Annotated in this window: 25 protein-coding genes; 16 read left to right on the forward strand and 9 right to left on the reverse strand. The window is 64.3% G+C overall.

The genetic code is table 11. The features are described 5' to 3' along the window. Positions 1-58: 58 nt before the first annotated feature. Positions 59-328, forward strand: coding sequence for a MoaD/ThiS family protein (locus AC1DZ5_RS18640; protein ID WP_477891796.1), 270 nt, complete (start codon positions 59-61; stop codon positions 326-328). A 27-nt stretch (positions 329-355) separates the two neighbouring features. Further along, positions 356-1,453: a WD40/YVTN/BNR-like repeat-containing protein gene (locus tag AC1DZ5_RS18645; protein ID WP_477891798.1), complete on the forward strand. Its 1,098-nt coding sequence runs from the start codon at positions 356-358 to the stop codon at positions 1,451-1,453. On the opposite strand, the gene AC1DZ5_RS18650 is transcribed toward AC1DZ5_RS18645, so the two are convergent. Continuing rightward, positions 1,450-1,719, reverse strand: a complete 270-nt coding sequence (locus tag AC1DZ5_RS18650) for a hypothetical protein (RefSeq protein ID WP_477891800.1) — start codon at positions 1,717-1,719, stop codon at positions 1,450-1,452. The two genes, AC1DZ5_RS18645 and AC1DZ5_RS18650, sit on opposite strands and share 4 nt — an antisense overlap. Before the next feature lie 126 nt (positions 1,720-1,845). Here AC1DZ5_RS18650 and AC1DZ5_RS18655 point away from each other — a divergent pair, with 126 nt between their 5' ends. The 5 genes from AC1DZ5_RS18655 to msrA all read left to right on the forward strand — a co-directional run bounded on the left by AC1DZ5_RS18655 (position 1,846) and on the right by msrA (position 4,932). Further along, positions 1,846-2,946, forward strand: coding sequence for an MBL fold metallo-hydrolase (locus AC1DZ5_RS18655; RefSeq protein WP_477891802.1), 1,101 nt, complete (start codon positions 1,846-1,848; stop codon positions 2,944-2,946). After that, positions 2,943-3,185: a hypothetical protein gene (locus AC1DZ5_RS18660; protein ID WP_477891804.1), complete on the forward strand. Its 243-nt coding sequence runs from the start codon at positions 2,943-2,945 to the stop codon at positions 3,183-3,185. The genes AC1DZ5_RS18655 and AC1DZ5_RS18660 overlap by 4 nt, the downstream gene beginning before the upstream one ends. A gap of 78 nt (positions 3,186-3,263) precedes the next feature. Beyond that, on the forward strand, positions 3,264-3,512 hold the full coding sequence (locus AC1DZ5_RS18665) for a hypothetical protein (RefSeq protein WP_477891806.1): 249 nt from the start codon (positions 3,264-3,266) through the stop codon (positions 3,510-3,512). Between the two features lie 15 nt (positions 3,513-3,527). Continuing rightward, positions 3,528-4,145, forward strand: a complete 618-nt coding sequence (locus AC1DZ5_RS18670) for a DUF938 domain-containing protein (protein WP_477891808.1) — start codon at positions 3,528-3,530, stop codon at positions 4,143-4,145. 49 nt (positions 4,146-4,194) lie between these two features. Then, on the forward strand, positions 4,195-4,932 hold the full coding sequence (gene msrA / locus AC1DZ5_RS18675) for a peptide-methionine (S)-S-oxide reductase MsrA (RefSeq protein ID WP_477891810.1): 738 nt from the start codon (positions 4,195-4,197) through the stop codon (positions 4,930-4,932). Here msrA and AC1DZ5_RS18680 read toward each other — a convergent pair. Next, positions 4,929-5,522: a 3'-5' exonuclease gene (locus tag AC1DZ5_RS18680; protein ID WP_477891812.1), complete on the reverse strand. Its 594-nt coding sequence runs from the start codon at positions 5,520-5,522 to the stop codon at positions 4,929-4,931. The two genes, msrA and AC1DZ5_RS18680, sit on opposite strands and share 4 nt — an antisense overlap. Before the next feature lie 44 nt (positions 5,523-5,566). Between AC1DZ5_RS18680 and AC1DZ5_RS18685 the strand changes: the two genes are divergently transcribed. Further along, entirely contained in the window at positions 5,567-5,902 is a 336-nt protein-coding gene (locus AC1DZ5_RS18685; protein ID WP_477891814.1) for a DUF6172 family protein, read from the forward strand. Positions 5,903-5,906: 4 nt separating this feature from the next. On the opposite strand, the gene creD is transcribed toward AC1DZ5_RS18685, so the two are convergent. Next, positions 5,907-7,220, reverse strand: coding sequence for a cell envelope integrity protein CreD (creD, locus tag AC1DZ5_RS18690; RefSeq protein ID WP_477891816.1), 1,314 nt, complete (start codon positions 7,218-7,220; stop codon positions 5,907-5,909). Between the two features lie 156 nt (positions 7,221-7,376). Here creD and AC1DZ5_RS18695 point away from each other — a divergent pair, with 156 nt between their 5' ends. Both AC1DZ5_RS18695 and AC1DZ5_RS18700 read left to right on the forward strand, forming a co-directional pair. Further along, positions 7,377-7,517: a hypothetical protein gene (locus AC1DZ5_RS18695; protein WP_310344025.1), complete on the forward strand. Its 141-nt coding sequence runs from the start codon at positions 7,377-7,379 to the stop codon at positions 7,515-7,517. Positions 7,518-7,640: 123 nt separating this feature from the next. Continuing rightward, entirely contained in the window at positions 7,641-8,066 is a 426-nt protein-coding gene (locus AC1DZ5_RS18700; RefSeq protein ID WP_477891818.1) for an RcnB family protein, read from the forward strand. Here the strand turns inward: AC1DZ5_RS18700 and AC1DZ5_RS18705 are convergent. Both AC1DZ5_RS18705 and AC1DZ5_RS18710 read right to left on the reverse strand, forming a co-directional pair. Then, positions 8,050-9,450: a DUF3999 family protein gene (locus AC1DZ5_RS18705; RefSeq protein ID WP_477891820.1), complete on the reverse strand. Its 1,401-nt coding sequence runs from the start codon at positions 9,448-9,450 to the stop codon at positions 8,050-8,052. The two genes, AC1DZ5_RS18700 and AC1DZ5_RS18705, sit on opposite strands and share 17 nt — an antisense overlap. Further along, complete coding sequence (locus tag AC1DZ5_RS18710; RefSeq protein WP_477891822.1) at positions 9,447-12,326, reverse strand: DUF2339 domain-containing protein; 2,880 nt, start codon at positions 12,324-12,326, stop codon at positions 9,447-9,449. The genes AC1DZ5_RS18705 and AC1DZ5_RS18710 overlap by 4 nt, the downstream gene beginning before the upstream one ends. A 146-nt stretch (positions 12,327-12,472) precedes the next feature. Between AC1DZ5_RS18710 and AC1DZ5_RS18715 the strand changes: the two genes are divergently transcribed. Next, positions 12,473-13,618, forward strand: coding sequence for an alpha-hydroxy acid oxidase (locus AC1DZ5_RS18715; protein ID WP_477891824.1), 1,146 nt, complete (start codon positions 12,473-12,475; stop codon positions 13,616-13,618). Positions 13,619-13,639: 21 nt separating this feature from the next. Further along, positions 13,640-14,899 (forward strand): DNA polymerase IV, encoded by a 1,260-nt coding sequence (gene dinB / locus AC1DZ5_RS18720; RefSeq protein WP_477891826.1) that lies wholly within the window; start codon positions 13,640-13,642, stop codon positions 14,897-14,899. On the opposite strand, the gene AC1DZ5_RS18725 is transcribed toward dinB, so the two are convergent. Continuing rightward, complete coding sequence (locus tag AC1DZ5_RS18725; protein WP_477891828.1) at positions 14,896-15,351, reverse strand: DUF1569 domain-containing protein; 456 nt, start codon at positions 15,349-15,351, stop codon at positions 14,896-14,898. The two genes, dinB and AC1DZ5_RS18725, sit on opposite strands and share 4 nt — an antisense overlap. A gap of 238 nt (positions 15,352-15,589) precedes the next feature. Between AC1DZ5_RS18725 and AC1DZ5_RS18730 the strand changes: the two genes are divergently transcribed. The 4 genes from AC1DZ5_RS18730 to AC1DZ5_RS18745 all read left to right on the forward strand — a co-directional run bounded on the left by AC1DZ5_RS18730 (position 15,590) and on the right by AC1DZ5_RS18745 (position 23,647). Next, a complete protein-coding gene (locus AC1DZ5_RS18730; RefSeq protein ID WP_477891830.1) occupies positions 15,590-17,149 on the forward strand; it encodes a methyl-accepting chemotaxis protein in 1,560 nt (519 codons plus the stop codon). A gap of 31 nt (positions 17,150-17,180) precedes the next feature. Continuing rightward, positions 17,181-19,796: a sensor domain-containing protein gene (locus AC1DZ5_RS18735; RefSeq protein WP_477891833.1), complete on the forward strand. Its 2,616-nt coding sequence runs from the start codon at positions 17,181-17,183 to the stop codon at positions 19,794-19,796. Positions 19,797-19,907: 111 nt separating this feature from the next. Further along, a complete protein-coding gene (locus AC1DZ5_RS18740) occupies positions 19,908-20,993 on the forward strand; it encodes a TRAP transporter substrate-binding protein (protein ID WP_477891835.1) in 1,086 nt (361 codons plus the stop codon). Then, positions 20,993-23,647 carry a bifunctional diguanylate cyclase/phosphodiesterase gene (locus AC1DZ5_RS18745; RefSeq protein ID WP_477891837.1) on the forward strand — a complete coding sequence of 885 codons (2,655 nt, stop codon included), beginning with the start codon at positions 20,993-20,995 and terminating at the stop codon, positions 23,645-23,647. The genes AC1DZ5_RS18740 and AC1DZ5_RS18745 overlap by 1 nt, the downstream gene beginning before the upstream one ends. Positions 23,648-23,703: 56 nt before the next feature. Here the strand turns inward: AC1DZ5_RS18745 and queF are convergent, their stop codons facing one another. The 3 genes from queF to yaaA are packed head-to-tail and all read right to left on the reverse strand — an operon-like array spanning position 23,704 to position 26,260. Next, positions 23,704-24,549 (reverse strand): NADPH-dependent 7-cyano-7-deazaguanine reductase QueF, encoded by an 846-nt coding sequence (gene queF / locus AC1DZ5_RS18750; RefSeq protein ID WP_477891840.1) that lies wholly within the window; start codon positions 24,547-24,549, stop codon positions 23,704-23,706. Positions 24,550-24,559: 10 nt separating this feature from the next. Then, the gene (locus AC1DZ5_RS18755; RefSeq protein ID WP_477891842.1) at positions 24,560-25,459 is read right to left on the reverse strand and encodes an alpha/beta fold hydrolase; all 900 of its coding nucleotides are present in this window, start codon (positions 25,457-25,459) and stop codon (positions 24,560-24,562) included. A 27-nt stretch (positions 25,460-25,486) separates the two neighbouring features. After that, the gene (yaaA, locus tag AC1DZ5_RS18760) at positions 25,487-26,260 is read right to left on the reverse strand and encodes a peroxide stress protein YaaA (RefSeq protein ID WP_477891844.1); all 774 of its coding nucleotides are present in this window, start codon (positions 26,258-26,260) and stop codon (positions 25,487-25,489) included. Positions 26,261-26,379 lie beyond the last annotated feature (119 nt).

The raw sequence follows: 26,379 nt of genomic DNA on the forward strand, positions 1-26,379 counted from the left end.
CCATCTTGCCAATTGCCGCTGCGGTTGCAATACTGCGGCGTATCAACAGGGGGATGCCATGGTGAAGGTGGAGTTTGCGTCCAGCTTGCGGCGCCACGTGGAGTGCGCGCCGCAGCAAGTCGCTGCGGGCAGCTTGCGCGCGGTGCTGGACACCGCGCTGCTGGCCGCCCCCGAGTTGGGCCACTACGTGTTTGACGACCAAGGCAACGTGCGCAAGCACGTGGCCGTGTTTGTGAACCAGGCCCTGGTGGCAAACCGTGAAGACCTCAGCCAGCCCATCGCCAACGGCGACCGCGTGCTGGTGATACAGGCCCTGAGCGGCGGCTAATTCGCTTGCCCCCAGCATGGAGACTTCATGATGCAAACCCTCTTGGTAGCCAGCCGCAAAGGCTTGTTTGTGGTGCGCGGCCAGGGCACGCAATGGGCCGTAGTGGCCCACCACTTTGCGGGCGACCCGGTCACCCAGGTACTGGCCGACCCGCGCGACGGCCACTGGTACGCCGCGCTGCGCATGGGCCACTTTGGCGTGAAGCTGCGCAAGAGCACCGACCAGGGCACCACCTGGGCCGACATCACCGCGCCCGCCTTCCCCCCCAAACCCAAAGACGGCCCGCTGGCCGCCGACCCCACGCCCTGGAATGTGGACCTGGTCTGGGCCCTGACGCCCGGCAGCGCCGCACAACCGGGCACGCTGTGGGCGGGCTGCATGCCGGCGGGCTTGTTCAAATCGGAAGATGGCGGGCTGAGTTGGGCGCTGAACACCGCGCTGTGGGAAGACCCACGCCGCCCCGGCTGGTTTGGTGGTGGTAATGACTTTCCGGGCATGCATTCGGTGCTGGTAGACCCGCGTGATGCGCAACACATCACCGTGGCAGTTTCGTGCGGCGGCGTGTGGCAAACGCATGATGGGGGAAACAACTGGGCACTGACGGCCGCCGGCATGACGGCGGACTACCTGCCCGCAGACAGCGCAGACGACCAGAACACGCAGGACCCGCACCGCATGGTGCAGTGCACGGCCCAGCCCGATGTGCTGTGGGTGCAGCACCACTGCGGCATCTACCGGTCCACCGACGGCGGGCAGCGCTGGGCGCGGATTGCGGCGCCCGAGCCTTCAGAGTTTGGATTTGCGGTGGCCTGTGATCCCCAGGACCCGCGGCGGGCCTGGTTTGTACCGGCCAAGGCCGATACACATCGCTATGCGGTGGACGGCAAGATGGTGGTGAACCGCACGGACGATGGCGGGAAAACGTTCCAGACCTTCGGCGCGGGCCTGCCACAGAACCACGCTTACCATTTGGTCTACCGCCACAGCCTGGAACTGGCCCCCGATGGGAGCACACTGGCCATGTCGTCCACCACGGGTGGCTTGTGGGTCAGCGCCGATGCGGGCGAGCACTGGCACTGTGTGAGCCAGGACTTGCCGCCGGTAGCGGCACTGGGTTGGGCTTAGACGCCTTCGTGGCGGTCGGCAGCGGCGAACAGGTCGCGGGCGAAATCGGGGTCGGTGCGCTGCAGGGTCGCGGCGAAGGAGCGCAGTGCTTCGGCTTCTTCAAAGGCGGTTTTGGCGGTAGATTGCGCCGCAGCGGGGGCAAAAGCGGTGTGCCAGATGGCGGCGGCCAGATGTTGGCCTGCCACCAGCAACTCGCGAACCGATGCGCCCACGGTGGGCTGGGCAGTGGAGGGCAAAGAAAGCGCGTTCAAAGTAGTGCTGGCCATAAGGTTCTCCTGAAAACAGCAAAAAGATTGTTTGCTGCACTGCAGTATAGGGTAAACCCTAGCCTCAATACAAGGGTTTACCCTAATAACAACAGTTGACTCTGGTTATCGAAAAAAAGGAGAGGTATGACACGCTGGAAAAAGCGGATCCAAGGGCTGCTGCTCGTGGTGGTGGCACTGGGAGTGGCCACCTGGTTGGTCTTGCAGTTGCCCAGCTTTGGTGGCGTGGCCCAGGGCGCACGGCTGGCGCGCATGCAGGCGTCGCCCCAGTGGCACAACGGCCGGTTTGAAAACACCCCACCCTATATAAGCGACATGTCCATCCTGCGCGAGCTGCACGACCTGATGGGTGACGAGGTACGCGCGCCCACGTTCGAGGTGCCGGTGCAGAAGATGCGCACCGAGGACCTGGCCCTCCCCGCAGCGCCCGGACTGCGCGCTTGGTGGCTGGGCCATGCCAGCGCGCTGATAGAGATGGACGGCGTGCGCATCCTCACCGACCCGGTGTTTTCCAAGCGTGCATCGCCCTTTCAGTTCGTCGGTCCTGCGCGGCTGCACCCGGCCCCGCTGCCACTGGAGCAGTGGCAGAACATTGACGCGGTCGTAATCTCGCACGACCACTTTGACCACCTGGACATGGCCACCATCCAGCACCTGGCACAGGGTGGCACCCACTTTTATGTGGGCCTGGGCGTGGGCGCGCACCTGGAACGCTGGCAGGTGCCTGCCGAGCAGATCCATGAAATGGACTGGTGGGAGCAGGCCAATATCAAGGGCGTGACGATTGTCTGCACACCGGCACGCCACTACTCAGGCCGCACCAGCATGAACAATTCCACCCTGTGGGCCTCGTGGATGCTCAAAGGCCCCAACCACTCGGCCTACTACAGCGGCGACACGGGCTATGCGCACCACTTCAAGGCCATCCGCGCAAAGCTGGGCGCGCCGGAGTTGGCGCTGGTGAAGGTGGGTGCCTATGGCGACAGCTGGATGGACATTCACATGAACCCCGAATCGGCCATCGAGGCCGTGCAAAACCTAGGCGCCACCACGCTGCTACCCTTGCACTGGGCCACCTTCAACCTGGCCTACCACGGCTGGGCCGAGCCTGTACAACGCACGCTGACGGCGGCCAAGGGTGCGGGGGTGCAAGTGGTGACGCCACGTGTGGGCGAAAAATTCGAATACGACCAACCATTCCACAACCAGGCCTGGTACCTGCCATGACCGAACTCACTCTGACAGAAGTGAACGCCAACGTGCACAGCGTGCACCTGCCCAGTGGCGCGCACGTGGGCAACCTCAAACGCCTAGGCGCGGTGTGGAAGTTCAAGGCCGTGGGCTACGACGCGGCCGGTGCCGTAGAGCCCGGGGGCGGGCCGCTGACCGACCAACACAACACCGAGTTTGCAGCGCCGGATGCTGAGGCAGTAAGCCAGCACCTGGGGCCGCATCTCAAGCGCTAAGGCCTGCTCATGGCCGCTGTCACCCAATTGGGTTACCCTCGCCGCCTCACCCCACACGGCACACCAAGGACCTCCTCCATGAAAAAACTCAACGTCACCATCAAGCTCGAAATGTCCGTTCCTGATGATTGGGCGCTGGTAGAAACCTCTGAGGGCACGCCGGTACTGAGCCTGCCCAATGGCCAGTTTCTGGACATCGCCATCGAACCCCTGTTCTCTGCCGACCCCGAAGACACCTGGAGCAGCACCGAGAGCGAGGACGAGCTCAATGACATCCTGGACATGGTGGAAACCGAAGAGGTGTCGTACGAGTTTGTGACGCACTGAACCGACCCTCCATCCATGGCGCAACCCGACCACAGCCCCTCCGCCGAACGCAACAAACAGCCCATTCTGGAGGTGCTGCAAAGCCTGCTACCCGCGCAGGGCCACGCACTGGAAATTGCATCGGGCACGGGGCAGCATGTGGTGTGGTTTGCGCAGCATCTGCCGCTATGGACCTGGCAACCCACCGAGGTGCACCGCGGCGCGCTCTACAACGTCGAGGTGCGCGCAGCCGAGGCCGACTTGGCCAATATCGACATCGCGGTGGGGCTCGATGTATGCAAGGATCCCTGGTTTCCCGAAAACAGCGAGCAAGCCGGCCCCTACGACCTGGTGCTGTGCATCAACATGCTGCATATCGCGCCCTGGGCAGCCTGCAGGGCCCTGATGCGCGGTGCGGCGCAATACCTGACGCCGGACGGCGTGCTGGTCACTTATGGCCCTTACTTTGAAGCCGATGTGGTGCCCACGCAGAGCAACCTCGACTTTGACCTGAGCCTACGCACGCACGATTCCAGTTTTGGCATTCGCCAGTTGGCCGATGTAGCCCTGGAGGCCGAGCGCGCCGGCCTGCGCCTGCACGCGCGGCACGCCTTGCCAGCCAACAACCTGCTGCTGGTCTGGGCCCGGGTGTAAGAACCTGGCACCTCCACCGACCAATGGGCAACCACTGCGAGGAGTCACCATGCCCCAACCGTCCAACACGCGTTCATCCCCCCTGAACCTGACCAAGAGCAAGCTCCTGCTACTCACAGGTGCTTTGGTTGTAGCCGCGCTGTACTTCAGCCCCAGCGCCAGTGCCGAAAAGGCCACGGAGCTGCCAGCCCCATCGGCGTCGGTGCTGGCCGCACTGCCGTCACCCGCCAAGGATCGCGAAACCGCGGTCTTTGCCGGTGGCTGCTTCTGGGGCGTGCAAGCCGTGTTTCAGCACACTAAAGGCGTGCTCAATGCGGTATCGGGCTATGCGGGTGGATCACCAGCAGACGCGGATTACAACCGCGTGAGCAGCGGCAGTACCGGCCATGCCGAGGCGGTGCAAGTCACCTACGACCCGCGCCAGATCAGCTACGCCCAGTTGCTGCAGATTTACTTCTCGGTGGCGCACGACCCCACACAGCTCAACCGCCAGGGCCCGGATTCGGGCACGCAGTACCGCTCAGCCATCTTCTTCCAGGACCCCGCGCACAAGGCCGTGGCCGAGCGCTATGTGGCGCAGTTGGACACGGCCCATGTGTTCCCCAACAAGATCGTCACCCAGCTCAACCCCTTGCAGGGCTTTTACCCGGCCGAGGGCTACCACCAGAACTACGCCACGCTGCACCCGGAGTCGGGCTACATCGCGCGCTTTGACCTGCCCAAGATTGCCAACCTGCAGAAGCTGATGCCTGCGGTGTACCGCGCGCAGCCGGTGCTGGTGCCTTAAAGACCCAGCGCTTCGAACACGCGAATGGCGGCATACGCGTCATTCGCGGCATAAACCAGTTGCGATTCGGTCAGTTGCGCGTTGGCCCAGTTGCTGGTCGCCGCTTTTTTGGATTTCATGAAGCGCTGGTTGAACAACACCGCCACGGCGCCCTTCACCCCCATGTCTTTGCGGTAGCCGCGCTCGCGGAAGATGGTGTTGAGTTCCAGAATGCCTTGGGGCTGCACACCCAGCTTTTGCACAATGCGTTTTTTGTCGTCGCCCAGGCCAAAGCCGGCCTTGGCAATGCCGCCCAGCGCCAGCAGCTCGGCCGCCAAGGCACGGCACTCCAGGTCATGCAGTTGGAACACCCAGGCCCGCCCGGGTGTGGAGAGTTGCAGGATATGCGGTCCGTCGGACACTTCGCCCACCTTGAACGTGGGTTTGGACTCGGTATCAAAACCCCAGGCAGGCGCAGCGGTGAGCGCGGTGTAGGCCTTCTCGGCCTGCGCGCCGGTGCTGACCAGGGTGATGCGGTCCAGCCCCAGGCGCTCAAACGGGGGCAATAAGGCAATGGCGTCTTTGTCGGGGGTGGCGTGGCGTTCCTGCATGGGGCGTATCATCGCCCACCCGCCCCCGTTGGCCCAGGACACCCATGAAAAAGACTTTCCCCCTCGCCGTAGAAGGCAAACACCCCGACCGCCTGCTGGAAGCCACCAAGCACGAAATCCGCAAATACATCCAGCGCGAACGCCGCCGCGACCTGCCCAAGGGCGTGGATTTTTGGGACTTTGACTGCAAGTTTGGCGCTAACGAAGACAGCGCCGTGGTAGTCCACTTGGCCGAAATCACGCCCCTGATCGACGCGCTGGTGAAAGACGGCGGCACCCAGTTCTACGTAGAAATTTTGGCCAAGCACGGCATCCGCAAACCCCGTGACCCGGCCGATGCGCCCACGCTGAAGAACTTCTTCGACGAAGAAGAAGAGTAAGCGCCTAGGCGCCGGTTGCGGCGTACCAGTTCACCCGGCGTGTTCCCAGCATGAAGGCGGCGAGCACCAGGAACAACAACAGCGAGCCCAGCAGCAAGGCGTTGTGTTCGGACTGCAAGATGCCGAACAGCGCCGCATACAGCGTGGCCATGGCCGTGCCCAGACCTGCGGCGCGTTGCACACTTTGCAGCACCGACGCCAGGTAGATGCTTACCAGCCCCACCGAGGCAGTCGCCGCCAAACCATAGGCCAGCGCAAACGCCACGTGCTCAGACAGGCTGGTCAACAGCAAGAAGAACACCGCCTGGGCCAGCCCCACCAGCAGGTACTGGATCGGGTGGATACGCAACTGGCGCAGCTGTTCAAACAGGAAGAAGCACGCAAAGCTCAGCGCGATGAACAGGAAACCGTACTTGATGGACCGCATGGCCTGCTGGTACACGTCGATGGGCTCGATCAGCTTGACCTGAAAGCCTTGTTCCTGTTGCGCGCTGTCGTTGGTGCCTGAGGACGCGAGAGCGGTAGTGCTCCACTGCGCCGCAAACCCCGATTTTTCTACCGTGCGCGCACGGGGCAAAAAGTCACCGCCAAAGCTGGGGTGCGCCCAGTTGCCCGAGAGCGCCGCGGTGCTTACCTCGCCCGTGGGCACAAACGCAAAGGCACTGGTGCCGGCCAGGCGCAGGTTCAGCGTGAAGGGCAGCACTTTGGCATGGCCATCGAAGGCCGCAGCGCCTGTGGCATGCAGACCGGTCTTGAAGGCCTCGGCCTCACTGCCGCGCGCACTAGTCAACTCCACGCCGCCCAACACCAGGCGCGGCGCACCGACGATGCCCCGCGTGTCGGCCACACCCAGTGACAGCACGGGTGCGCCCCACTTCAGCGTGGCATTGGGCCCCAGTGCAGGCAGCGCACTGGCGGTGGGCGCCATGAACTGCCCCTCCAACGTGGCGTTCAGCTCAAACACTGGTGTGCTGTACAGGCCGAAGGCACGTTTCTCCACGGCCATCGCGCCCTGCAGATCCACTGTGGACGGATGCAACGTGAGCGTGTGTTGGCGCGTGCTACGTCCCCGTGCCGTCCTGCTATTGCCATTGCTCCAGCCCGAGCCGACGTCGTCGTACTCCTCTTCCACTTTCACGGTCAGCACCGGTCCCCACAATTTCTGTTCACCCGCCGAGCTGGCCGCAATGGACTGCACGGCCTCCTCGCGGTAGCGGGTGCGTTCCTCAATGGTGTGCTCGATCATGCTCAGCGGCACCCATAGCAGCAACGCCAGCAGGGTGACCAGCACCCCCTTTTGCAGCAATATATTTTTCATCGTCAGCTCCTCGGTTTTGGATGGAGCTGGCAGTGTCCCGAGCCACCGTGAAGGCAGTGTGCGGTGGCCATGAAAACGCTGTGAAAACACCAGCCCAGTCTGGCGTAACATCCTTGTCTGAACGTCTCATGTCGAGACCCCACCAAGGAGAGGCCCATGGCCAAAGGCGAACAACGCAGCAACAAGATGGCTAAGAAGCCGAAGAAGGACACCTCCGCTCCCAAACCCGGTGGCGTATCCGACCGCCCCATGCCCCCCATCACCGCCGTCATCCCCCGCGGCAAAGAGAAGAAATAGGTTTTCGTGCGGCGCTGGCCGCCGCAGCGCCCAACCATTGGTTGCACAAATGCGCCAAGGCTTTACATGGCCGACACCTGGGCGGGGGACTATGCAAGCTCCTTCACTTCCATAGGCTACTGTATGAAATCCACCGCCATTGTGTGCACCATCGTCATCGCCAGCATGGGGTTCGGAACCCTGGCGCAGGCAGAGGGCCGTGGTCGACACGGGCCGGACGACGAACGTTGGAGCCAGCAGGACCGGGGACGCCACGACAACGGGCGCGGCAATGACCGCGACGACCGACACGATGACCGTCGCGACGGCCGATGGGACCACCATTGGGATGGTCATCCCGGCGGCTACTACGGCGCACGCGGGCCAGACTTCCGCCGTGGCGGCCACCTGCCCTACGAGTACCGCCGCCCGGTCTATGTGGTGAACAACTACTACGGCCACCACCTGCCCTCGCCACCCCGTGGCCACCAATGGGTGCAGGTAGGCGCCGACTATGTGCTGATTGCCATTGCCACCGGCATCATTGCGCAGATTATTTTGAACCAGTGATCTGGCGCAACAGGGCGTAGGCCACGCCCGCCAGCGACATCACTCCCACCACCAGCACCGCCCAGAGCAGGGCGGTGCGCACGGTGACCCCATCGGGCAGTAGGGCTGCGGCCCACACGTGGGGCGCATCGGGTGCATCCGCCCGCACCTGCTGCACCGTCACCGCGGGCAGCTCCGCCAGCTTGGCGGGTGATACCGATCCCAACAACGAAGCATCGACCGCCGCGGACAGCGTATTGGCACGCCCCACGGCCAGCGTGAACGGCCCAGGGCCGGATGCCAAAAAAGCCACTTGCAGCGGCGCAAATTCCACACTCGCGTGCAAGCTGCTGGCGACCAGGGCTTGGCCATTGCTGGCCTCCACCCGCAGCCCGCGCGCCGACGTACCTTGCAGCGCCACCGGCGGGTTGCTGCTGCCCTGGCCCACGGTGTCCAGCCGGTAGACCACGGTAGACGCCAACGTGCGCCACAGCTGGGTGGCGTCCGCACGGCCCGAAATGCGCAGCGGCAGCAGGGTATTGTCTTGCGTGGCCTGCAAATGCAGCGCCGCAATGGGTGTGGCAAAGGGCAAGGACCAGCTCAGGCTGCTGCCATCGGGCGTGCCTACAGGCAAGGCCGAGCGCACACGCGGCAACACCGCGGTTTGTGGCGCCACGCGGCCGGTGATGGACACAAGCTTTACCCCGCTCTGCCCGGCCCAGCTCAGGCGCAGGTAGCGGCCCTGAGGGTTCAGCGGCTGCTGCAGCTCCAGCGTGCTGCTAGCGGGTGCATCGGCACCATCAAAACGGAACAATGGTCCCTTCACGGGCACCGGACGCCAATCTTGCAAATCGTCGCTGCTGGCCAGTGCCAGGTGCACCAGCGCGTTGCGCGGCAGTTCGGCCTTGATGTCTAGCGCGGCCAGCGCATGCTTCTCGGCCCGGGTGTCAAACAGTGCGGCCTGCAAGGGCTGCGCGTCGTCCGGCAGTGCTGCGGCCCTGGCATTGGACCCACCCCACTGCACCCAGGCGCTGCCATCGACAGACACACGCACTTCTACGGCCCCGCGCACCGGCTTGGCACCGGCAGCGGTGGCAAACAGCGGATAGGCGGTGTAAGCACGGGTTTGCACCAAGGGCGCCGTGCGCTCCAGGTCCACCGAGCGCAGCAGTGCGTAAGGCACCACCGTGCCCTCCGCGTTGAACACGCGCAGGTCGTGGGCGGCGCTGCTTTGCATGCGCAGCAGGGCCTCCACCGGCACCTCGGCCCGCACCAGGCTGCTGCCTGCGGGCAAGGTCAATGTGCCGCGCCAGGCAAATTCGACCGGCGCAGGCGCCTCGGCCGCCAGCGCCCATGTCACCACCGTAGCGGCCAGCGCTGCCACCAACACCATGCGTGCCTTCATGCCACACCCTCCTCTTCTGCAGGTGCAGTCTTGGCGGGGGGAATGGGCGCAAAGTAGCCCACCACCAACATCATCACGCCCACGGCGATAAAGGCCACGATGCGCTCGGAACCGCCGCGGTTGCTCAGGTCCACCAGGAACAGCTTGGCCACCGTCAGCCCCAGCAGGGCCGCGCCACCCATCCACACCGGGCGGGCATGGCGGCGGTGCGCCACCAGCATCAGGCCCAGGGCCAGCAGCGTCCACAAGATGGAGTAGCCCGCCTGCACCAGGAAGGACTCAAACAGGCGCTCGGCATCCCACGGCACGCCCGCGTAGTGGTGCGCCACGCGCAGCCACACCGTGTTCAGCGCAACAAAGCCCAGGCCCGCCAGCACCAGCGTCCAGCGCGCGTGGCCCACCCAAGCGGGCACTGCCAGGTCGCTCTGGCGCACGCGGGTCAGCCACAGGGAGCAGGCCAGCAAAGCCAACGCCACGGTGATGTCCGTGGGGTTTAGCAAGGGCACGTAGGGCAAGGGGCGCGCATTGCCATTGGACGACACCGCCACCAGCAGGGCACCCAGGCCCACATCCACGGCCAGCGGTGCGGCGGCCCGCCACAGATACGCCAGCGCAAAGCGGTCCAGCGGCCAGGCCTGGCGCAGGCGGCTGCCTGGGTCATACAGGCTGCGCGCGCACAGCGCCAGCAGCACCAGCACGCTGGCCACCAAAAAGATAACTGCGGCCCAGGACGTGCCCTGCAGCTGCGCCCGCTGCACGGCCCACACGAGCAGGTTGCCCACCAGCAGTGCCACCAGCCACACGCCCCCCGTGTGCACCGCACTCCACCAGGCGCGGGGCGCCAGTGCGTCCAGATTCCTCAGCTTGGCGAAATGCAGCAGCAGTGCCACCGGCCAGACCACCCAGCCCCAGGCCTGGAACACATGGTCCAGCGACACGATGCCATCCAGCGCAAACAGCACCATGATCGGCAACGAAAACCAGGCAGGCGTGGCTGCAATGGACCAGGGCTTGGCGCGCGTGGGCAGGGCCAGGCGGTGCGCCACCCAGGCGCTCACCAGCCAACCCAGCATCTCCAGGTGCGACTGCATATTCGTGCTCAGCACTGCACCCCAGTTGCCTTCGGCGTTCGGCACCGCGCGCTCAATGTCGTGCACCAGCGCAAACTGCCACCAAGCAAAGCCCACCCAGAAGAGCAAGGGCGAGATCTGTTGCTCCACCTTGGCCAGCAGCCAGCCAGCACCCGAACCGGTCTGTGCGGATTCGGTGGCAAAGCGCGTCCAGTGCGCCAGCGCCAGCGCCGATGCGGCCAGCAATGCCGCGCCGATGAAGGCCGGATTGGCAATGAACCAGGCGCTTGCCTGCATCTCGTCCAAGCCCTTCAGGTAGCTGCCTGCGGCCAGCACTTGCAGCACCAGCCCGGCCAAGCGCGCGAGCCAGCGCCCCTGGCGTTGACCCATCCAGTACACGGCTGCACCTTCGGCCGCCCAGACGGCACTGGTCCAGCGGGCGTCCAGCGCGAGTGGTACGGCCAAGGTCACAAAGCCCAAGCCCAGCACCGCAAAGCACTCGGCCAGCCACTGACCCACTTCCTTGTTGGCGCCCTCGCGCTTCACCGCCCACCAGCCCAGGGCCAGGTACAAGGCGCCCAGCGCCAGCGACGAGAAGGCCGTGGCATATGCCATGTCTTTCACCAGCACAGCCTGCAGACCAAAAGCTACCAGAGGCGTGCCAAACACCAGCGTGGCGTCCACCGCCTGTTTGGGCGCCAGCGAATGACGCGTGGCGTAGAGCAGGCTGGCCATGAGGTAGATGGCGAAGAAGGCCAGCAAAAATGGCTCGGTCGTCGCAAAGTGTTCGGGCTGGTACTTGAGCGCTCCCCAGGCCGTGGCCACACCAAAGATGGCGAAGAAGCCCAGCAGGTTCAGCGGGCGCCATGCGCGCAGCCAGGCCACCGCGACGATGGCCAGGTTCAGCAGCAGGTAGTAGCTAAACAGGCCCACATGGCTGCCCTGCCCCGTGGACACGAGGATGGGCGCCGCAAACGCACCCGTAAAGCCGATGAAGGCCATGGGCAAGGCGTTTTGCATCAAGGCAATGGCCGTAGAGAACGCGCACACCAGCGCCAGCACGCCAAACGCCGCGCCGGCTGGCAAAAATTGGTACAGCCGGAAAGCAGCAAACACCGTGAGATAGAGCACGCCCACCCCGGCGCCTTGCAGCGTCAGCGCGTAGGCCAGCTTGTCGGGCTGGCGGCCACGCAGGCGAAAACCGAACACAAACAGGGCAATGCCGGCGGCCCCAATGGCGGCCAGGCGCAGCTCGGGCGGTAGCAGCGCGTTGTCCACCGCAAACTTGGCCAGAAACGCCAGGCCCACAAACAGCACCAGCACGCCTGCGCGCACGATGGTGTTGCCACCCAGCAGCCAGCCCTTGGCCTGGTCCACCAGGCGGATCAGCACATCAGGCGGCTCGGCCACCCATTCGGGCGCCTCCGGCAAGTCTGCGGTCCGCGTACGCGTCGCAGTGGGCGGCACTGCCTCTGCAGCGCGGGCCATGGCAGGCATGGGTGCGGGCACGGTGTCCACCGCGTCCAGAAATTCATCGGGCTCATTGGGGTCCAGCAGCGCATGCGGCGCGGTAGCGGGCACAAAGGGTGGGGTGTGCGACGTGGCGTCCACCTCGGTGCGCGGCGGCCCGGCCTGGGGCTCGGCGGACGCAGTGCGCTGGGCAGCGATCTCGTTGCGCACCGCGCGGTGCAGCGTCCACCCGGCCACCGCGCCCAGGATGGCACCCGCAAACAGGCCCAGTCCCTCGTCGTATCGCACCGTGAGGTAGCCAATGATGGCCCCCCAGATCACGCCCCATAGCACCATGCTGCTGCTCCCTTATTGTCGTTATTCACCCGTGTGGCGGGCCAGTCTAGCCCAAGACGCTCAAATTATTTCAATCAGCGCCGGGCAGATTTCACGCATGTTCCGCGCCCCTCCCCGCTACCATTTGCGCCACAACTGGAGACTGCATGCCCACCATCACCAACATTGAAGACCTGCGCGTTCTGGCCGAAAAGCGCGTGCCGCGCATGTTTTACGACTACGCCGACTCAGGTTCGTGGACCGAAGGCACGTACCGTGCCAATGAAGCCGACTTCCAAAAGATCAAGCTGCGCCAGCGCGTGGCGGTGAACATGGAAAACCGCAGCACGGCGACCAAGATGATTGGCATCGACGCGAAGATGCCCGTGGCCATTGCCCCGGTGGGCCTGACCGGCATGCAGCATGCCGATGGCGAGATTCACGCCGCCCGCGCGGCCGAAAAATTCGGCATCCCCTTCACGCTGTCCACCATGAGCATCTGCTCCATTGAGGACATTGCCGAGCACACCAGCGCACCGTTCTGGTTCCAGCTCTACATGATGCGTGACCGCAGCGCCATGGTGAAGATGATCGAACGCGCCCGCGCAGCGCGCTGCAGCGCCCTGGTGCTGACGCTGGACCTGCAGGTGATTGGCCAGCGCCACAAGGATTTGAAGAACGGCCTGACCGCACCGCCCAAGCCCACACTGGCCAACATCATCAACCTGGCCACCAAGCCGCGCTGGTGCCTGGGCATGCTGGGTACCCGCCGCCACACCTTCCGCAACCTGGTGGGCCATGTGGAGGCGGTGAGCAATATGTCGTCATTGGCGGCCTGGACCAATGAGCAGTTTGACCCGCGCCTGTCGTGGGACGACGTGAAGTGGGTCAAAGAGAAATGGGGCGGCAAGCTGATCCTGAAGGGCATTCAGGACGTGGAAGACGCGCAGCTGGCCCTGGCCAGCGGGGCCGATGCGATTGTGGTGAGCAACCACGGCGGCCGCCAATTGGACGGCGCACCCAGCAGCATCAGCGCCCTGCCCGCCATCGTGGCGGCCGTGGGCGACAAGATCGAGGTGTGGATGGACGGCGGCATTCGCAGCGGGCAAGACGTGCTCAAGGCCTGGGCCCTGGGCGCCAAGGGCACGATGATTGGCCGCGCCATGGTCTATGGCCTGGGCGCCATGGGTGAGGCGGGTGTGACCAAGGCCCTGCAAATCATCCACAAGGAACTGGACGTCACCATGGCCTTTTGTGGTCACACCGACATCCAGAAGGTAGACCAGCGCATCCTGATTCCCGGCACCTACTGACCCGTTGCTATCCTTGGGGCCATGAGTTCGCCCAGCCCCGCCATCCGGCGCATTGCCCACCTCGACATGGACGCGTTTTACGCGTCGGTGGAGCTGCTGCGTTACCCGCAGCTCAAGGGCCTGCCGGTGGTGATTGGCGGAGGGCGCCGGGCGCTGGACGATGCGCTGCGCGACGAATATGCCGAGCTGCCGCTGCATGAAATTCCGGTGGCGGCGTTCCCGCTGCTCAAGGACTACACCGGCCGCGGCGTCATCACCACCGCCACCTACCCCGCGCGTGCATTTGGCGTGGGCTCGGCCATGGGCATGATGAAGGCGGCCAAGCTGTGCCCGCAGGCCATATTGCTGCCGGTGGACTTTGCGCAATACCGCCATTACTCGCAGCGCTTCAAAACCATCATCACCGAGATCGCCCCCCTGATGGAGAACCGCGGCGTGGACGAGGTCTACATTGACTTCACCGACGTGCCCGGCGGCCAGCGCGAGGGCGGGCGCGTGCTGGCGCGGCTGATTCAGAAAGTCATTTTTGACGACACGGGCCTGACCTGCTCGGTGGGTGTGGCGCCCAACAAGCTGCTGGCCAAGATGGCCAGCGAATTCAACAAGCCCAATGGCATTGCCATCGTCTACGAGGCGGATGTGGAAACGATGATCTGGCCCCTGGCCTGCCGCAAAATCAACGGCATAGGCCCCAAGGCGGATGCCAAGCTCAAGAGCCACGGCATTGAGACCATAGGCCAGCTGGCCGCCAAAGACCTGCAGTGGCTGATGGACACCTTTGGCCAGCGCACTGGCGCCTGGATGTTTGATGCCGCGCACGGGCTGGACGACCGCCCCATCTCGCTGGAGAGCGAGCCGGTCAGCATCAGCCGAGAAACGTCTTTTGAGCGCGACCTGCACGCGGTGCGCGACAAGGCCGAACTGGGCGCCATCTTCACCCGCCTGTGTGAACAGCTGGCCGACGACCTGCAGCGCAAGGGCTATGTGGGCAAGACCGTTGGCATCAAGCTCAAGTACGAGGACTTCACGGCGGTGACGCGCGACATCACCATCGAGCGCCATATCGACGGCGCCAAGGAGATCCGCCGCGTGGCAGGGTTGTGCCTCAAGCGTGCGCCCTTACAGAAGAAGCTGCGCCTGCTGGGCGTGCGCATGGGCGCGCTGCTGAGTGCGGAAGAAGCTGCGAATTACAAGCCAAACAGGCCTCCAGCCCCCGTAGATATTGCACGAGGAGCTATCAATTCAGGAGCAGAAGACACGCTGACTGGGCAGCTGTTCTAGGCAACGGTGATCTCGTCCTGGTGGTTGGCAATGTGCAGCGCATGTGCCAGCGCAAAGTCGGACCGGCTCAAGGCGCCATAGGCAAAGTGCGGTTTCAGTGGCCCGCTGTAGGTCTGAAAGCGTTGCACCGCGCTGCGCAGGTGTGCCAGGCCTGGCTTCCAGTCTTCTGCCTGCGGCAATACCGGTGCACCAGGAATCGGCTCGGTCAGGCCATGCGTCATCTTGCCGCGCAGGCGGAACACCGCAAACGCGGCCGAGCCCAGCGTGGCTTGGAACAGTGCGCTCTTGGGCTCTGGGAAGCCGTCCATGCTCATGTCCACGCTTTGCGCCATGTGTTCCAGCACGGCCGACATCTTCCAGGCCGTGGTGCTTTGCACCTGGGTGGCGCGGTCCAGCTTGTCCAGCCAGCGCATGACGTCGTCCAGCGATTGGACCTTGGGGGTATCAGCCATGGTGGCTCCTGTGGTGAAGGCGAGTGAGGAAAGGAGGAAGTGGCGGCGTTGCATGGCGAAAATCATACTGGCATCTTGCCAAGACCTTTGAAGCGGGCCATTCCATACATATTGACATACATCAAAACAGCATGGGAACCCCACTGCTTTCCACGTTGACGAAGATCATAGGTGTGATGCCAAATGAGTCACGTCCAAGCCAGCCGCGTTTGGACGAAAACCAAGGAAGAGAGTTCACATGCGAATGAACCTACCAGTCACCCTGCGCGAATTTGATTACCCCGCCGAGCACATGCTGGTGTCCATGACGGATACCAAAGGCATCATCACCCACTGCAACCACGCGTTTGTGGAGACCAGTGGATTTACCTACGATGAGTTGATTGGCCAACCGCACAACCTGGTGCGCCACCCGGACATGCCGCCTGAGGCCTACAAGGACATGTGGCAGACCATAGGCCGCGGCCACCCTTGGACAGCCCTGGTCAAAAACCGCCGCAAAAACGGCGACCACTACTGGGTGCAGGCCAATGTCACCCCCATCCTACAAAACGGCAAGCCCAAAGGCTATATGTCGGTGCGCATCAAGCCCCAACGGCAGGACGTGCAGGCGGCCGAGGCACTGTACGCCCAAATGCGGGCAGACGCCGAACGCGGCGGTGGCTCCATCTACCTGCGCGGCGGTGAGGTGCGCTACAAGGGCCTGCGCGGGCTGGGCGGTGCGCTGTCCCGCCTGACGCTGACAGCGCGCCTGGGTCTGGCACTGATGGGCATGACATTGCTGGCCATGGTCCCGCAGTTTCTGGGTATGCACGGCTGGGAGGCCGCAGGCCTACAACTGGTGTCGCTGCTGGTCGGTGCGGGCTGCGTGCTGGCCTGGTTCCAGGTTCGCTTCTCTGCCGCCATTGGCGCGGCCGAGGCCTTTGCGGACGACTTGGCGGGCTGCAACCTGACCAGCACGGTGCAGGGTGACTACCCGCCACCGCTGGGCAATATGGTCCGCGCACTGCGCCAGATCCAGATCAACCTGCGGGCCGTGGTGGGGGACGTGCGTGAGGAAATTGAAGTCTTCACCCGCTCCGCCGCCGAGATTGCCGAGGGTGGTATGGACCTGTCCTCCCGCACAGAGTCGCAAGCCAGCAGCCTGGAAGAAACCGCCGCCTCCATGGAAGAGCTGGCCAGCACCGTGAAACAGACCGCAGAGACCGCCATCCGCGTCGCCAACCAGAGTGCCAGCAGTACCGATATCGCAACCCGTGGCGGCCAGGCAGTGCACCAGGTCAGCCTGTCCATGCAGGCGATTGACACGTCCTCCGGCAAGATGCGCGACATCATTGGCGTCATCGAAGGCATCGCCTTCCAGACCAACATCCTGGCGCTGAATGCGGCAGTAGAAGCCGCCCGCGCCGGCGAGCAAGGCCGCGGCTTTGCCGTGGTGGCTAGCGAAGTCCGGGCCCTGGCGCAGCGCAGCGCAACGGCGGCCAAGGAGATCCGGGAACTGATTGCCCAGTCTGCCGAACAAATCTCGGCAGGCCACCACCAGATGACCGGCGCGGGCCGCACCATCGACGAGGTGGTGCAATCGGTCAAGGAGGTCGGCGATCTGATTCAGCTCATCACCAGCGCCACCAAGGAGCAATCCATCGGCATTGCCCAGGTGAATGAGGCCGTCACCCAGCTGGACACCGTGACGCAGCAGAACGCCGCGCTGGTGGAAGAGTCCGCCGCGTCGGCCGCGGGGCTGAACACCAGTGCAGCCACGCTGGCCCGTTCTGTCCAGGTATTCCAGCTACCATAGGAAAACACCAGATGCTGCCCACCCGCTAACCATGCCCAACAGCCGACTCGACACCCTGCCCCCGTCGGATCTGCAACGTCTGCTGAACGCGGTGCCCGTGCCGCTCTTTATCAAAAATGCCTCGGGCGAGGTGCTCTACCTGAATGCAGAGTGGAAGCAGGCACTGGGTTTGGGCCACGGGCCCCTGGCAGCCGCTGACAGACCCCGCTTTTTCTCGCCAGAGCAGATGGCGGCTTTTGCGGCGCAAGACCAGGTGGCCTTTGCGCTGCGCCACACGGTCACCAACGAAGACGAGGTCTGGCGCGAAGACCTGCAGCACTGCCGGCGCATGCTGACCACGTTGGCCCCGGTGTTTGACGATGCAGGGCAACCGCAGTTTCTAGTCGGCACCACGCTGGATATTTCTGAGCAGAGGCTGCTGCAGCAACAGGCGCACTCCGAGCGCCAGCTACTGGAAATGTTGGCAGGCAGCGCCAAGCTGGTGGACATCATGACCACCTTCATCCTTGACTTTGAGGGCATTTTCCCCGGCGTGACCTGCTCGGTGCTGCTGCTGGATGACGACGGTGTGCACCTGCGCCATGGTGCGGCACCCCATCTGCCAGAAGCCTACTGCCAGGCCATTGATGGTGTCGCTATTGGCCCGTACACAGGCTCGTGCGGCACAGCGGCCTACACAGGGCGGGACACGCTGGTGGCCGATATCACCGCAGACGCACGCTGGGACGACTACCGCGACCTAGCACTGGCGCATGGCTACCGGGCCTGCTGGTCCATTCCTATTCGCTCCACCAAGGGCGTGGTGCTGGGCAGCTTTGGCAACTACTACCGCCATGTGCGGGCGCCTTCCGAAGCCGAGTTGCAAGCCATCACGCGCAGCGCCTACCTGCTGGGCCTGGCCATTGAACGCGACCGCAACGAGCGCCAGATGCTGGCCGACCGCCATGCCCTGGAAGAAGCCGGACGCTACCGCCAGGCCATTCTGGACAGCATGGTGGATGGCCTGCTGACGATGGACCGGCGCGGCGCCATCCATTCCTACAACAATGCAGCCTGCCATATGCTGGGTTATGGCAGCGACATGGCCTTTCACCGCACGCTGAACGACCTGCTGGCCGTCCCGCTGGACGCCGAGGCCGATGGCACCCTGCACATGCTCGCCGACGCCAATGCGCTGGCCGGTGCAGGCAAGACGGTGGAGGTGCAGGGTCGCCACCACAGTGGGGCCACCTTTCCCATCAGTCTGTCGGTCTCGCGCATTCCGCAGTACACACAAGAAACCTATGTGGCGGTGCTGCGCGATGTCACCCAGCAGCGCCAGGACGAGGAGGAAATCCGCCGTCTGGCGTTTTACGACCCCCTGACCGGCCTGCCCAACCGGCGCCTGCTGATGGACCGGGTGCGCCAAGCGATGGCCAACTCCTCGCGCTTGGGGCAGCACGGTGCGCTGATGTTTCTGGACCTGGACCACTTCAAACTGCTCAACGATACCTTGGGCCACGACGTGGGCGACGAGCTACTGCAGCAGGTGGCCGAGCGACTGCGCCTGTGCGTGCGCGAGGGCGACAGCGTGGCGCGCCTGGGCGGGGACGAATTTGTGGTGCTGCTGGAGGCGCTGAGCCCGAACATGCATGAGGCCGCCACCCAGGCCGAAGTGGTGGCCCACAAGGTGCTGGAGGCACTGGCCGTGCCCTACAACTTGCGCCAGCACACCTACAGCAGCACGCCCAGCATTGGCATCGTGATGTTCATGCAAGACCACCAGAGCATGGACGACCTGCTCAAGAAAGCCGATGTGGCCATGTACCAGGCCAAGGCCGCAGGGCGCAACACCGTGCGCTTTTTTGACCCGGTGATGCAGGCCGCCGTAGCCACCCACGCGGAGCTGGCCAAAGAGATTCGCCAGGGCCTGCAACGGCATGAATTCGTGCTGCACTACCAGGTGCAGATGGACACCCAGGGCCAGTGCATCGGCGCCGAGGCCCTGGTGCGCTGGAACCACAGCGTGCGTGGCCTGGTAACGCCCGCCCACTTCATTCCGCTGGCCGAAGAGACCGGCATGATCCTGCCGTTAGGGCAATGGGTGCTGGAAGCAGCCTGCCGCCAGTTGCTCGAATGGGGCCGCCACCGCGCCACCGCGCAGTGGACACTGGCCGTGAACGTCAGCGCCTCACAGCTGGCGCAGCCGAACTTTGTGGACAGCGTGGCCACGGCCCTGCACACCACGGGCGCGCCGCCCCATCTGCTGAAAATGGAGCTTACCGAGAGCATGCTGGTGAACGATGTGGAGGACCTGATCGTCAAAATGGGGGCGGTACAGGCCATGGGCGTGAAATTCTCGCTGGACGACTTTGGCACCGGCTACTCCTCGCTGTCCTACCTCAAGCGGCTGCCGCTGTCGCAGCTGAAGATCGACCAGTCGTTTGTGCGCGACGTGTTGACCGACCCGAGCGATGCGGTGATCGCGCGCACCATCGTGGCCCTGGGCCACAGCCTGGGCCTGTCGGTGCTGGCCGAGGGGGTGGAAACCGCCGAGCAGCGTGACTTTCTGACGGAGATTGGCTGCGACGCATTCCAGGGCTACTTCTTTGGCCGGCCCATTCCGGCGCTGACTCTGGCCGCCACGCTGGCGCTGGCACCGCACTAGGCAGTTTCCATAGGGCTCGGACCTGCCACTTCGCGTTACAGTGGCGACCATATACGTTGGATTCTGAAAACAAGCGCGCGAAAGGCGACGATGGGTGGTACGCATCACACAATGGCACGGCAGCTAAGCGCCGCCAGTTGGGCGCTGGGTCTCTGTGCGTGCTTGTGCGCAAGCCTGGTCGGCACCGTGCACGCCCAGGCCATGGTCACGACGGCGCCGGGGCAAAAGCTGCGCATCGTGGGCGGCCTGGCGGGGCTGAACCAGTACACCCGCAACGAAGAACCCTTTTGGACCCAGGAACTACCACGTCTGACCGGCGGCAAATACTCCGCCGAGATCAGCCCGTTTGACCGCGCAGGCGTGCCCGGCGCCGAGATGCTACGACTGATGCAGCTGGGCGTGGTGCCATTTGGCACCGCACTGCTGAGCAATATCTCCACCCAATACCCCGAATACGCAGCCCCCGACCTGGCCGGCCTGAACCCGGACATGGCTACCCTGAAGAAAACGGTGGCTGCCTTCAAGCCCTACCTGCAAAAAGCGCTGCGCGAACGCCATGGCGTGGAAATGCTGGGCCTGTACACCTACCCGGCACAGGTGGTGTTTTGCAAACGGCCCCTGGCCAGCCTGTCTGACTTGTCGGGGCGCCGCATCCGCGTGGCATCCACCACCCAGGCCGATTTTGTGAGCGCGCTGGGCGGTGTGCCGGTGCTAGTGGGGTTTGCGCAGCTGCTGCCCAACATGGCCTCGGGCAACACCGAATGCGCCATCACCGGCACCATGAGCGGCAACGTGCTGGGCCTGCACGAGGTCACCACCCATGTGCACTCCATGCCCGTGACCTGGGGACTGGCCATTTTTGGAGCCAACCTGAGCGCATGGGATACCCTGCCCGCCGACCTGCGCGCCGTGCTGACCCATGAGCTCCCCAAACTGGAGGCTGCTATCTGGCGCGAGAGCGAGCTGGAAACTACAGAGGGCATGGCCTGCAACCGCGGCCTGCCGGCCTGCACCAGTGGGCGCAAGGGCCATATGCAGGAGGTGCCCATCTCGGCCCAAGACGAGCGCATGCGCAAGGACATCTTCACCAGCACCGTGCTACCGCGCTGGCTGCAGCGGTGCAACGGCCGCTGCAATGCGCTGTGGGACCAAACCATAGGTACAGCCCTAGGGCTGGCACCCACTACTACCAAGTGATGCGTGCTTCCCTGACCAAAGCCACCACCGCGGTGATAGGCATCGCCACCTTCTTTGTGCTGGCCGTTGCTGCCCTGGCCATCGTGCTGGTGCGCGACAGCCGCGAATCGGCCCTGGCCGATGGCAAGGCCCAGGCCGAGCGCTTTGTCACCGGTGCCCAGGCTGCGGTGAACCGCAGTTTTCTGGGGGTGGACGTGCTGCTGGCCAGCATCGACAGCCTGCTGGGCCTGCAAACCATGCAATTGGATTGGCTGGAAGCACCGCTGGCCAACAAACTGATCGAAGGCGCCACGCGGCAAAACCTGCTGGTGCGCAGCGTGGCCTTGGTGGACGCAGAGGGCACGGTGGTGGCCTCGTCGGACGCATCGGACACCGGCCAAGCCATGGCCCTGCCCCCGGGTTTTGTGACGGAAGCACTGGAACAACAGGTCTCTACCTTGCTGGTCAGCAACCCCCTGGTCAGCCCCAGCAGTTCGGAGTCGGTGCTGTACTTCGCCCGCCATGTGCGCCTAGCCGATGGCCACAAGCTGCTGGCGGTGGCCGAGGTGCAAGTCAACCTGATCACTGCCATCCTGGTGCAGGGTGCCGACATCAGCCAGCTGGAAGCCACACTGGAGCGCAGCAACGGCACGCTGCTGGCCAGCGTGCCGGCGCAAGAATCCATCAGCGGCACGCAGTTGCAACCTGCCTTGGGCATGACCAGCGCCACACCCGAGGCACAAGAGATGCCATCACGCCTGAGCAAGCGCCCGGCGGTGGTAGCCAGACGCGGCATGCTCTACGGCAGCCTGCTGATCACCGCCAGCATTCCGCTGGACACGGTCCTGGCCGAGTGGCGCAACGAAAGCAAGATGATTGGCGGTGTGGCCCTCACGTTCATCCTGGTCATCGTGGTCGCGGGCGTGGTGGGCCTGCGCTACCTGCGCCGCATGGGCCAGGCGCAGCGCGCCATTACCTTGGCCAAGACCACCATGGACCAGGCGCTGGAGTCTATGGAGAGCGGCTTTTTGCTACTGGACGCGCAGCGCTGCGTGGTCAGCTGGAACCGCCGTTACCTGGAGATTTACCCCTGGCAGCGCAGGCTGATTGCACCCGGTATGTCTTTTGAGCGCATGCTGACCAACACCGCCCACGAGCTGTTGGGCGATGTGTCCGACGACGAACGCAAGACCTGGATCGCCAGCCGCATGGACATGCTGTCGCAGCACCTGCACAGCCACGAACGCGTGCTGCCCAATGGCAACGTAATCGAGATCACCGAGCGCGCCACACCGGATGGGGGCGTGGTCATCGTCTACCAGGACGTGACCCGCCTGCGCCAGGCCACCGCCGAGATTGAGCAGCTGGCGTTCTACGACCCGCTGACCGGCCTGCCCAACCGCCGCCTGCTGACCGACCGGCTGCAGCAGGCCATCACCGCCTGTACGCGCAACGGCCGGCGCGGTGCCCTGCTGTTCATGGACCTGGACCACTTCAAGACCCTGAACGACACCCTGGGCCACGACGTGGGCGACCTGCTGCTGCAGCAGGTGGCACAGCGCGTGAAAGCCTGTGTGCGCGAGGCCGACACCGTGGCTCGCCTGGGCGGCGACGAGTTTGTGGTGATGCTGCTAGACCTGAGCCTGGACCCGCTGGAGGCCGCGCAGCAAGCGCAGATGGTGGGAGATAACATCCTGCACAGCCTGAACCAGCCCTACCTGCTCAACGGCACGCAGTACCGCAGCTCGTGCAGCGTGGGGGCTGCCTTGTTTGGAGACACGCACCAGGCTTCGGCCGAACTGCTCAAGCAGGCCGACATTGCCATGTACCAGGTGAAGAACGCGGGGCGCAACGCGCTGTGCTTTTTTGACCCGCAGATGCTGGCCGCCATCCAAAACCGCGCCGACCTGGAAAGCGACCTGCGCCACGCGCTGACGGCGCAGCAGTTTGAGCTGCACTATCAGCTGCAGACCACCGACCAGGGCGTGCCCGTGGGGGCCGAGGCGCTGGTGCGCTGGCGCCACCCGCAGCGCGGACTGGTGTCGCCCCAGCAGTTCATTGGCCTGGCAGAAGATACAGGATTGATTTTGCCGCTAGGCCACTGGGTCATGCAGACCGCATGCGCCCAGCTCACAGCCTGGCAAGCCACGCCCGACAAGGCGGCGCTGCAGCTGTCGGTGAACGTGAGTGCGCGGCAGTTCCGCCAGGTGGACTTTGTCGAACAGGTGCGCGGCATCTTGCACGATTCGGGCGCCAACCCCAACCTGCTGAAGCTGGAGCTGACCGAGAGCCTGGTGCTGGACAACGTGCAAGACACCATCGCCAAGATGAAGCAGCTCAAGGCCACGGGTGTGCGCTTTTCGATGGACGACTTTGGTACCGGCCATTCCTCACTCACCTACCTGACGCAGCTGCCGCTGGACCAGCTGAAGATCGACCAGTCCTTCATCCACAACATCGGCGTGCACGCGTCTGACGCGGTGATCGTGCAAACCATCATCGGCATGGCCAACACGCTGGGGCTGGAGGTGATTGCCGAAGGCGTGGAAACCGAAGCGCAGCGCGACTTTCTGGCCGCGCATGGCTGCCACCTGTGCCAGGGCTACCTGTTTGCCAAGCCGCTGCCGGTGAAGGAATTCGAAGCCATGTTGCTTCAGCACGAAATCGCCGCCTAGCCCTCGTCAATCGTGCGCTAGCAGCTCCTCTTTTAATAGCAACTAGCCGTGGCGGCTTACTGGCGTGCGGTGCGCGTGTTGCCCGGCAGAGCCTGCGGGTGGCTGGTGCGGAAGGGGTTGATGTCCAACCCACCGCGGCGTGTGTAGCGCGCGTACACCGTCAGCTTGGTCGGCTTGCAGCGCGTCCAGATGTCCATGAAGATACGTTCCACGCACTGCTCGTGGAACTCGTTGTGGTTGCGAAAACTCACCAGGTACTGCAGCAGCCCCTCCTGCTGGATCGGCAAGCCCGAGTAGCTAATCTGCACACTGCCCCAGTCGGGCTGGCCGGTCACCAGGCAGTTGCTTTTCAGCAGGTTACTCACCAGCACCTCGTTCACCACGCCTTCGTCCGGCACGATCGTCAGCAGCTCGGGCGCGGGCTGGTAGTGGGTGCACTCCACGTCCAGCCGGTCCAGGCTTAGTCCGTCCAGCTCGTGCACGGGTTCGCGATCAAACAGCGTGGTGTCAATCAGCCTCACACCAATGGAGCTTTGCACCACACCGCCGCGCCACACGGCTTCCGAAATGTCGGTGCGCAGCCGCGCCAGCACCTCGGCAGCATCGGCAAAGCGGGTGTTGTTGAAACTGTTGAGGTAGAGCTTGAAGGACTTGCTCTCCACGATGTTGGGCGTCTCACACGGGATGGTGAAGTGCACCAGTGCCACCTGGGGCTTGCCGCGTGTATTCAGCCAGCTCAGCTCAAACGCGGTCCACATGTCGGCACCAAAGAATGGCGCAGCGCCGGTGATGCCGATTTCGGCCCGCTTGCCCGCACGGGGAATGGGGAACAGCAGGGACGCGTCGTACTGGTCCACATAGGCCGAGGCCTTGCCGAGCTGGGATTGTTCAGGGGTGTTCATGGCGGGGCTTTCAGGTGGCCGTGCGCAGGTGCGGGATCAGCGCGGCCAGGATCTGGCGCACGGGTTCGGGCGGCAAGTCATGGCCCATGCCGTCGATGGTGAGCAGCTTGGCACCGGGAATACGGCGCGCCGTGTCTTCGCCACAGGCCAGCGGCACCAGGGGGTCGGCCTTGCCGTGGATCACCAGTGTGGGCGTGGTGATGCGGCCCAAGAGCGCGGCGCGCGTGATGTCGGCCACCACGGCCAGCATCTGGCGCGCCGTGCCCACGGGGTGGAAGGCACGCTGCACGCCCTCGGTCACGCGGGCACGCATCTCCGCCTCGGGCGCCGGGTAGGCCGGGCTACCAATGGCCTTGAACAGGCGCATGGTGTGCTCCACCACAGCCGCGGTGCTACTGCCGGCCGGGCGGCTCAACAGCACACGCACCACTTCGGGCGCCGCCTGCGGCAGGCCACGCGCACCGCTGGTGCTCATGATGCTGGTCAGGCTCAGCGTGCGCGCGGGTGCCGCCAACGCCACGCGCTGCGCAATCATGCCGCCCATGCTCACGCCCACCACATGGGCCTGGTCAATCTTCAGCACATCCAGCACGCCTAGAGCGTCAGCGGCCATGTCGGCCAGGCCGTAGGGCGCGGCGGGCACCAGGCCCAGCTTGTACTTCAGGCTGGCCCACAGCAGGTTGGGCTTGCCCAGCGCATCGAAGTGGCTGGAGAGGCCCACATCGCGGTTGTCAAAGCGCACTACGCGGTAGCCCGCTTCCTCCAGCCCACGCACCATCTCGGGCGGCCAGGCAATCAGCTGCATGCCCAGGCCCATGATGAGCAGCACCGCAGGCTTGCTGGCGAAAGACGCGTCCGTCTGGGCGCTGTCTTCCACTTCGATATCGATTCCGTTTGCTCTTATTTTCATAGCTGTTCGTGCAAGTAATTCGGGGGCTTATGCCTGTTTTCTTCTAAAGACCAAGCGTTCGGGGGTGGACTCAGCCGCGGCGTAGGCGTAGCCGTCCACGTCAAAGTTGCGCAGTTGGTCGGGCGTCATCAGGCGGTGTTCAATGGCGTAGCGCGCCATCAAGCCGCGCGCCTTTTTGGCAAAGAAACTGATGACCTTGTACTGGCCGTCCTTGTACTCCTGGAACACGCACTCCACCACGCGGCCTTTGAGGGCCTTGGTGTCCACTGACTTGAAGTACTCGTTGGAGGCGAGGTTGATGACCACGGGCGATGCGTCCTTGCGCAAGCGGGTGTTCAGGTAGTCGGCAATCTGCCGGCCCCAGAAGTGGTACAGGTTGCTGCCGTGCGGACCTTTGAGCGTAGTGCCCATCTCCAGCCGGTAAGGCTGCATCAGGTCCAGTGGGCGCAGCACGCCGTACAGGCCGCTCAGGATGCACAGATGGTCCTGGGCCCAGGCCAGGTCGTCCACACCCAGCGTCTTGGCCTGCAGGCCGTCGTACACATCACCGTCAAAGGCCAGCACCGCCTGGCGCGCGTTCTTCTGTGTGGCGCGGGACGACCAGGCCGCGTAGCGCGCCACGTTGAGCGTGGAGAGCTTGTCGCTCAGGTCCATGAGCGTGGAAATTTGTTGCGGAGAGTATTCGCGCAGCATGCCAATCAGCTCTTTGGACTGCTTGACGAACAGCGGTGCGGTGTGCGGCTGGCCACCCAAAGGGGTGTCGTAGTCCAGGGATTTGGCGGGAGAAAGCAGAAACAGCATGGGTGGAAAAAAGGGTCAAGGCGCAGGTGAGCGGGGTGCCAGGGATCAACAAACCAGTTTAGCGTGAAAGGCCTGCCCTACGGGGCGTCACGGTTGTTTCACACTGCCCCCCTAGGCTA

The sequence above is a fragment of the Rhodoferax sp. P1_F3 genome, from assembly GCF_056405715.1.

Excerpts from the sequence above, each read along its gene's own strand:
- AC1DZ5_RS18640 (WP_477891796.1), top strand. The coding sequence starts at position 59 with ATGGTGAAGGTGGAGTTTGCGTCCAGCTTGCGGCGCCACGTGGAGTGC.
- AC1DZ5_RS18645 (WP_477891798.1), top strand. The coding sequence starts at position 356 with ATGATGCAAACCCTCTTGGTAGCCAGCCGCAAAGGCTTGTTTGTGGTG.
- AC1DZ5_RS18650 (WP_477891800.1), bottom strand. The coding sequence starts at position 1,719 with ATGGCCAGCACTACTTTGAACGCGCTTTCTTTGCCCTCCACTGCCCAG.
- AC1DZ5_RS18655 (WP_477891802.1), top strand. The coding sequence starts at position 1,846 with ATGACACGCTGGAAAAAGCGGATCCAAGGGCTGCTGCTCGTGGTGGTG.
- AC1DZ5_RS18660 (WP_477891804.1), top strand. The coding sequence starts at position 2,943 with ATGACCGAACTCACTCTGACAGAAGTGAACGCCAACGTGCACAGCGTG.
- AC1DZ5_RS18665 (WP_477891806.1), top strand. The coding sequence starts at position 3,264 with ATGAAAAAACTCAACGTCACCATCAAGCTCGAAATGTCCGTTCCTGAT.
- AC1DZ5_RS18670 (WP_477891808.1), top strand. The coding sequence starts at position 3,528 with ATGGCGCAACCCGACCACAGCCCCTCCGCCGAACGCAACAAACAGCCC.
- msrA (WP_477891810.1), top strand. The coding sequence starts at position 4,195 with ATGCCCCAACCGTCCAACACGCGTTCATCCCCCCTGAACCTGACCAAG.
- AC1DZ5_RS18680 (WP_477891812.1), bottom strand. The coding sequence starts at position 5,522 with ATGCAGGAACGCCACGCCACCCCCGACAAAGACGCCATTGCCTTATTG.
- AC1DZ5_RS18685 (WP_477891814.1), top strand. The coding sequence starts at position 5,567 with ATGAAAAAGACTTTCCCCCTCGCCGTAGAAGGCAAACACCCCGACCGC.
- creD (WP_477891816.1), bottom strand. The coding sequence starts at position 7,220 with ATGAAAAATATATTGCTGCAAAAGGGGGTGCTGGTCACCCTGCTGGCG.
- AC1DZ5_RS18695 (WP_310344025.1), top strand. The coding sequence starts at position 7,377 with ATGGCCAAAGGCGAACAACGCAGCAACAAGATGGCTAAGAAGCCGAAG.
- AC1DZ5_RS18700 (WP_477891818.1), top strand. The coding sequence starts at position 7,641 with ATGAAATCCACCGCCATTGTGTGCACCATCGTCATCGCCAGCATGGGG.
- AC1DZ5_RS18705 (WP_477891820.1), bottom strand. The coding sequence starts at position 9,450 with ATGAAGGCACGCATGGTGTTGGTGGCAGCGCTGGCCGCTACGGTGGTG.
- AC1DZ5_RS18710 (WP_477891822.1), bottom strand. The coding sequence starts at position 12,326 with ATGGTGCTATGGGGCGTGATCTGGGGGGCCATCATTGGCTACCTCACG.
- AC1DZ5_RS18715 (WP_477891824.1), top strand. The coding sequence starts at position 12,473 with ATGCCCACCATCACCAACATTGAAGACCTGCGCGTTCTGGCCGAAAAG.
- dinB (WP_477891826.1), top strand. The coding sequence starts at position 13,640 with ATGAGTTCGCCCAGCCCCGCCATCCGGCGCATTGCCCACCTCGACATG.
- AC1DZ5_RS18725 (WP_477891828.1), bottom strand. The coding sequence starts at position 15,351 with ATGGCTGATACCCCCAAGGTCCAATCGCTGGACGACGTCATGCGCTGG.
- AC1DZ5_RS18730 (WP_477891830.1), top strand. The coding sequence starts at position 15,590 with ATGCGAATGAACCTACCAGTCACCCTGCGCGAATTTGATTACCCCGCC.
- AC1DZ5_RS18735 (WP_477891833.1), top strand. The coding sequence starts at position 17,181 with ATGCCCAACAGCCGACTCGACACCCTGCCCCCGTCGGATCTGCAACGT.
- AC1DZ5_RS18740 (WP_477891835.1), top strand. The coding sequence starts at position 19,908 with ATGGCACGGCAGCTAAGCGCCGCCAGTTGGGCGCTGGGTCTCTGTGCG.
- AC1DZ5_RS18745 (WP_477891837.1), top strand. The coding sequence starts at position 20,993 with ATGCGTGCTTCCCTGACCAAAGCCACCACCGCGGTGATAGGCATCGCC.
- queF (WP_477891840.1), bottom strand. The coding sequence starts at position 24,549 with ATGAACACCCCTGAACAATCCCAGCTCGGCAAGGCCTCGGCCTATGTG.
- AC1DZ5_RS18755 (WP_477891842.1), bottom strand. The coding sequence starts at position 25,459 with ATGAAAATAAGAGCAAACGGAATCGATATCGAAGTGGAAGACAGCGCC.
- yaaA (WP_477891844.1), bottom strand. The coding sequence starts at position 26,260 with ATGCTGTTTCTGCTTTCTCCCGCCAAATCCCTGGACTACGACACCCCT.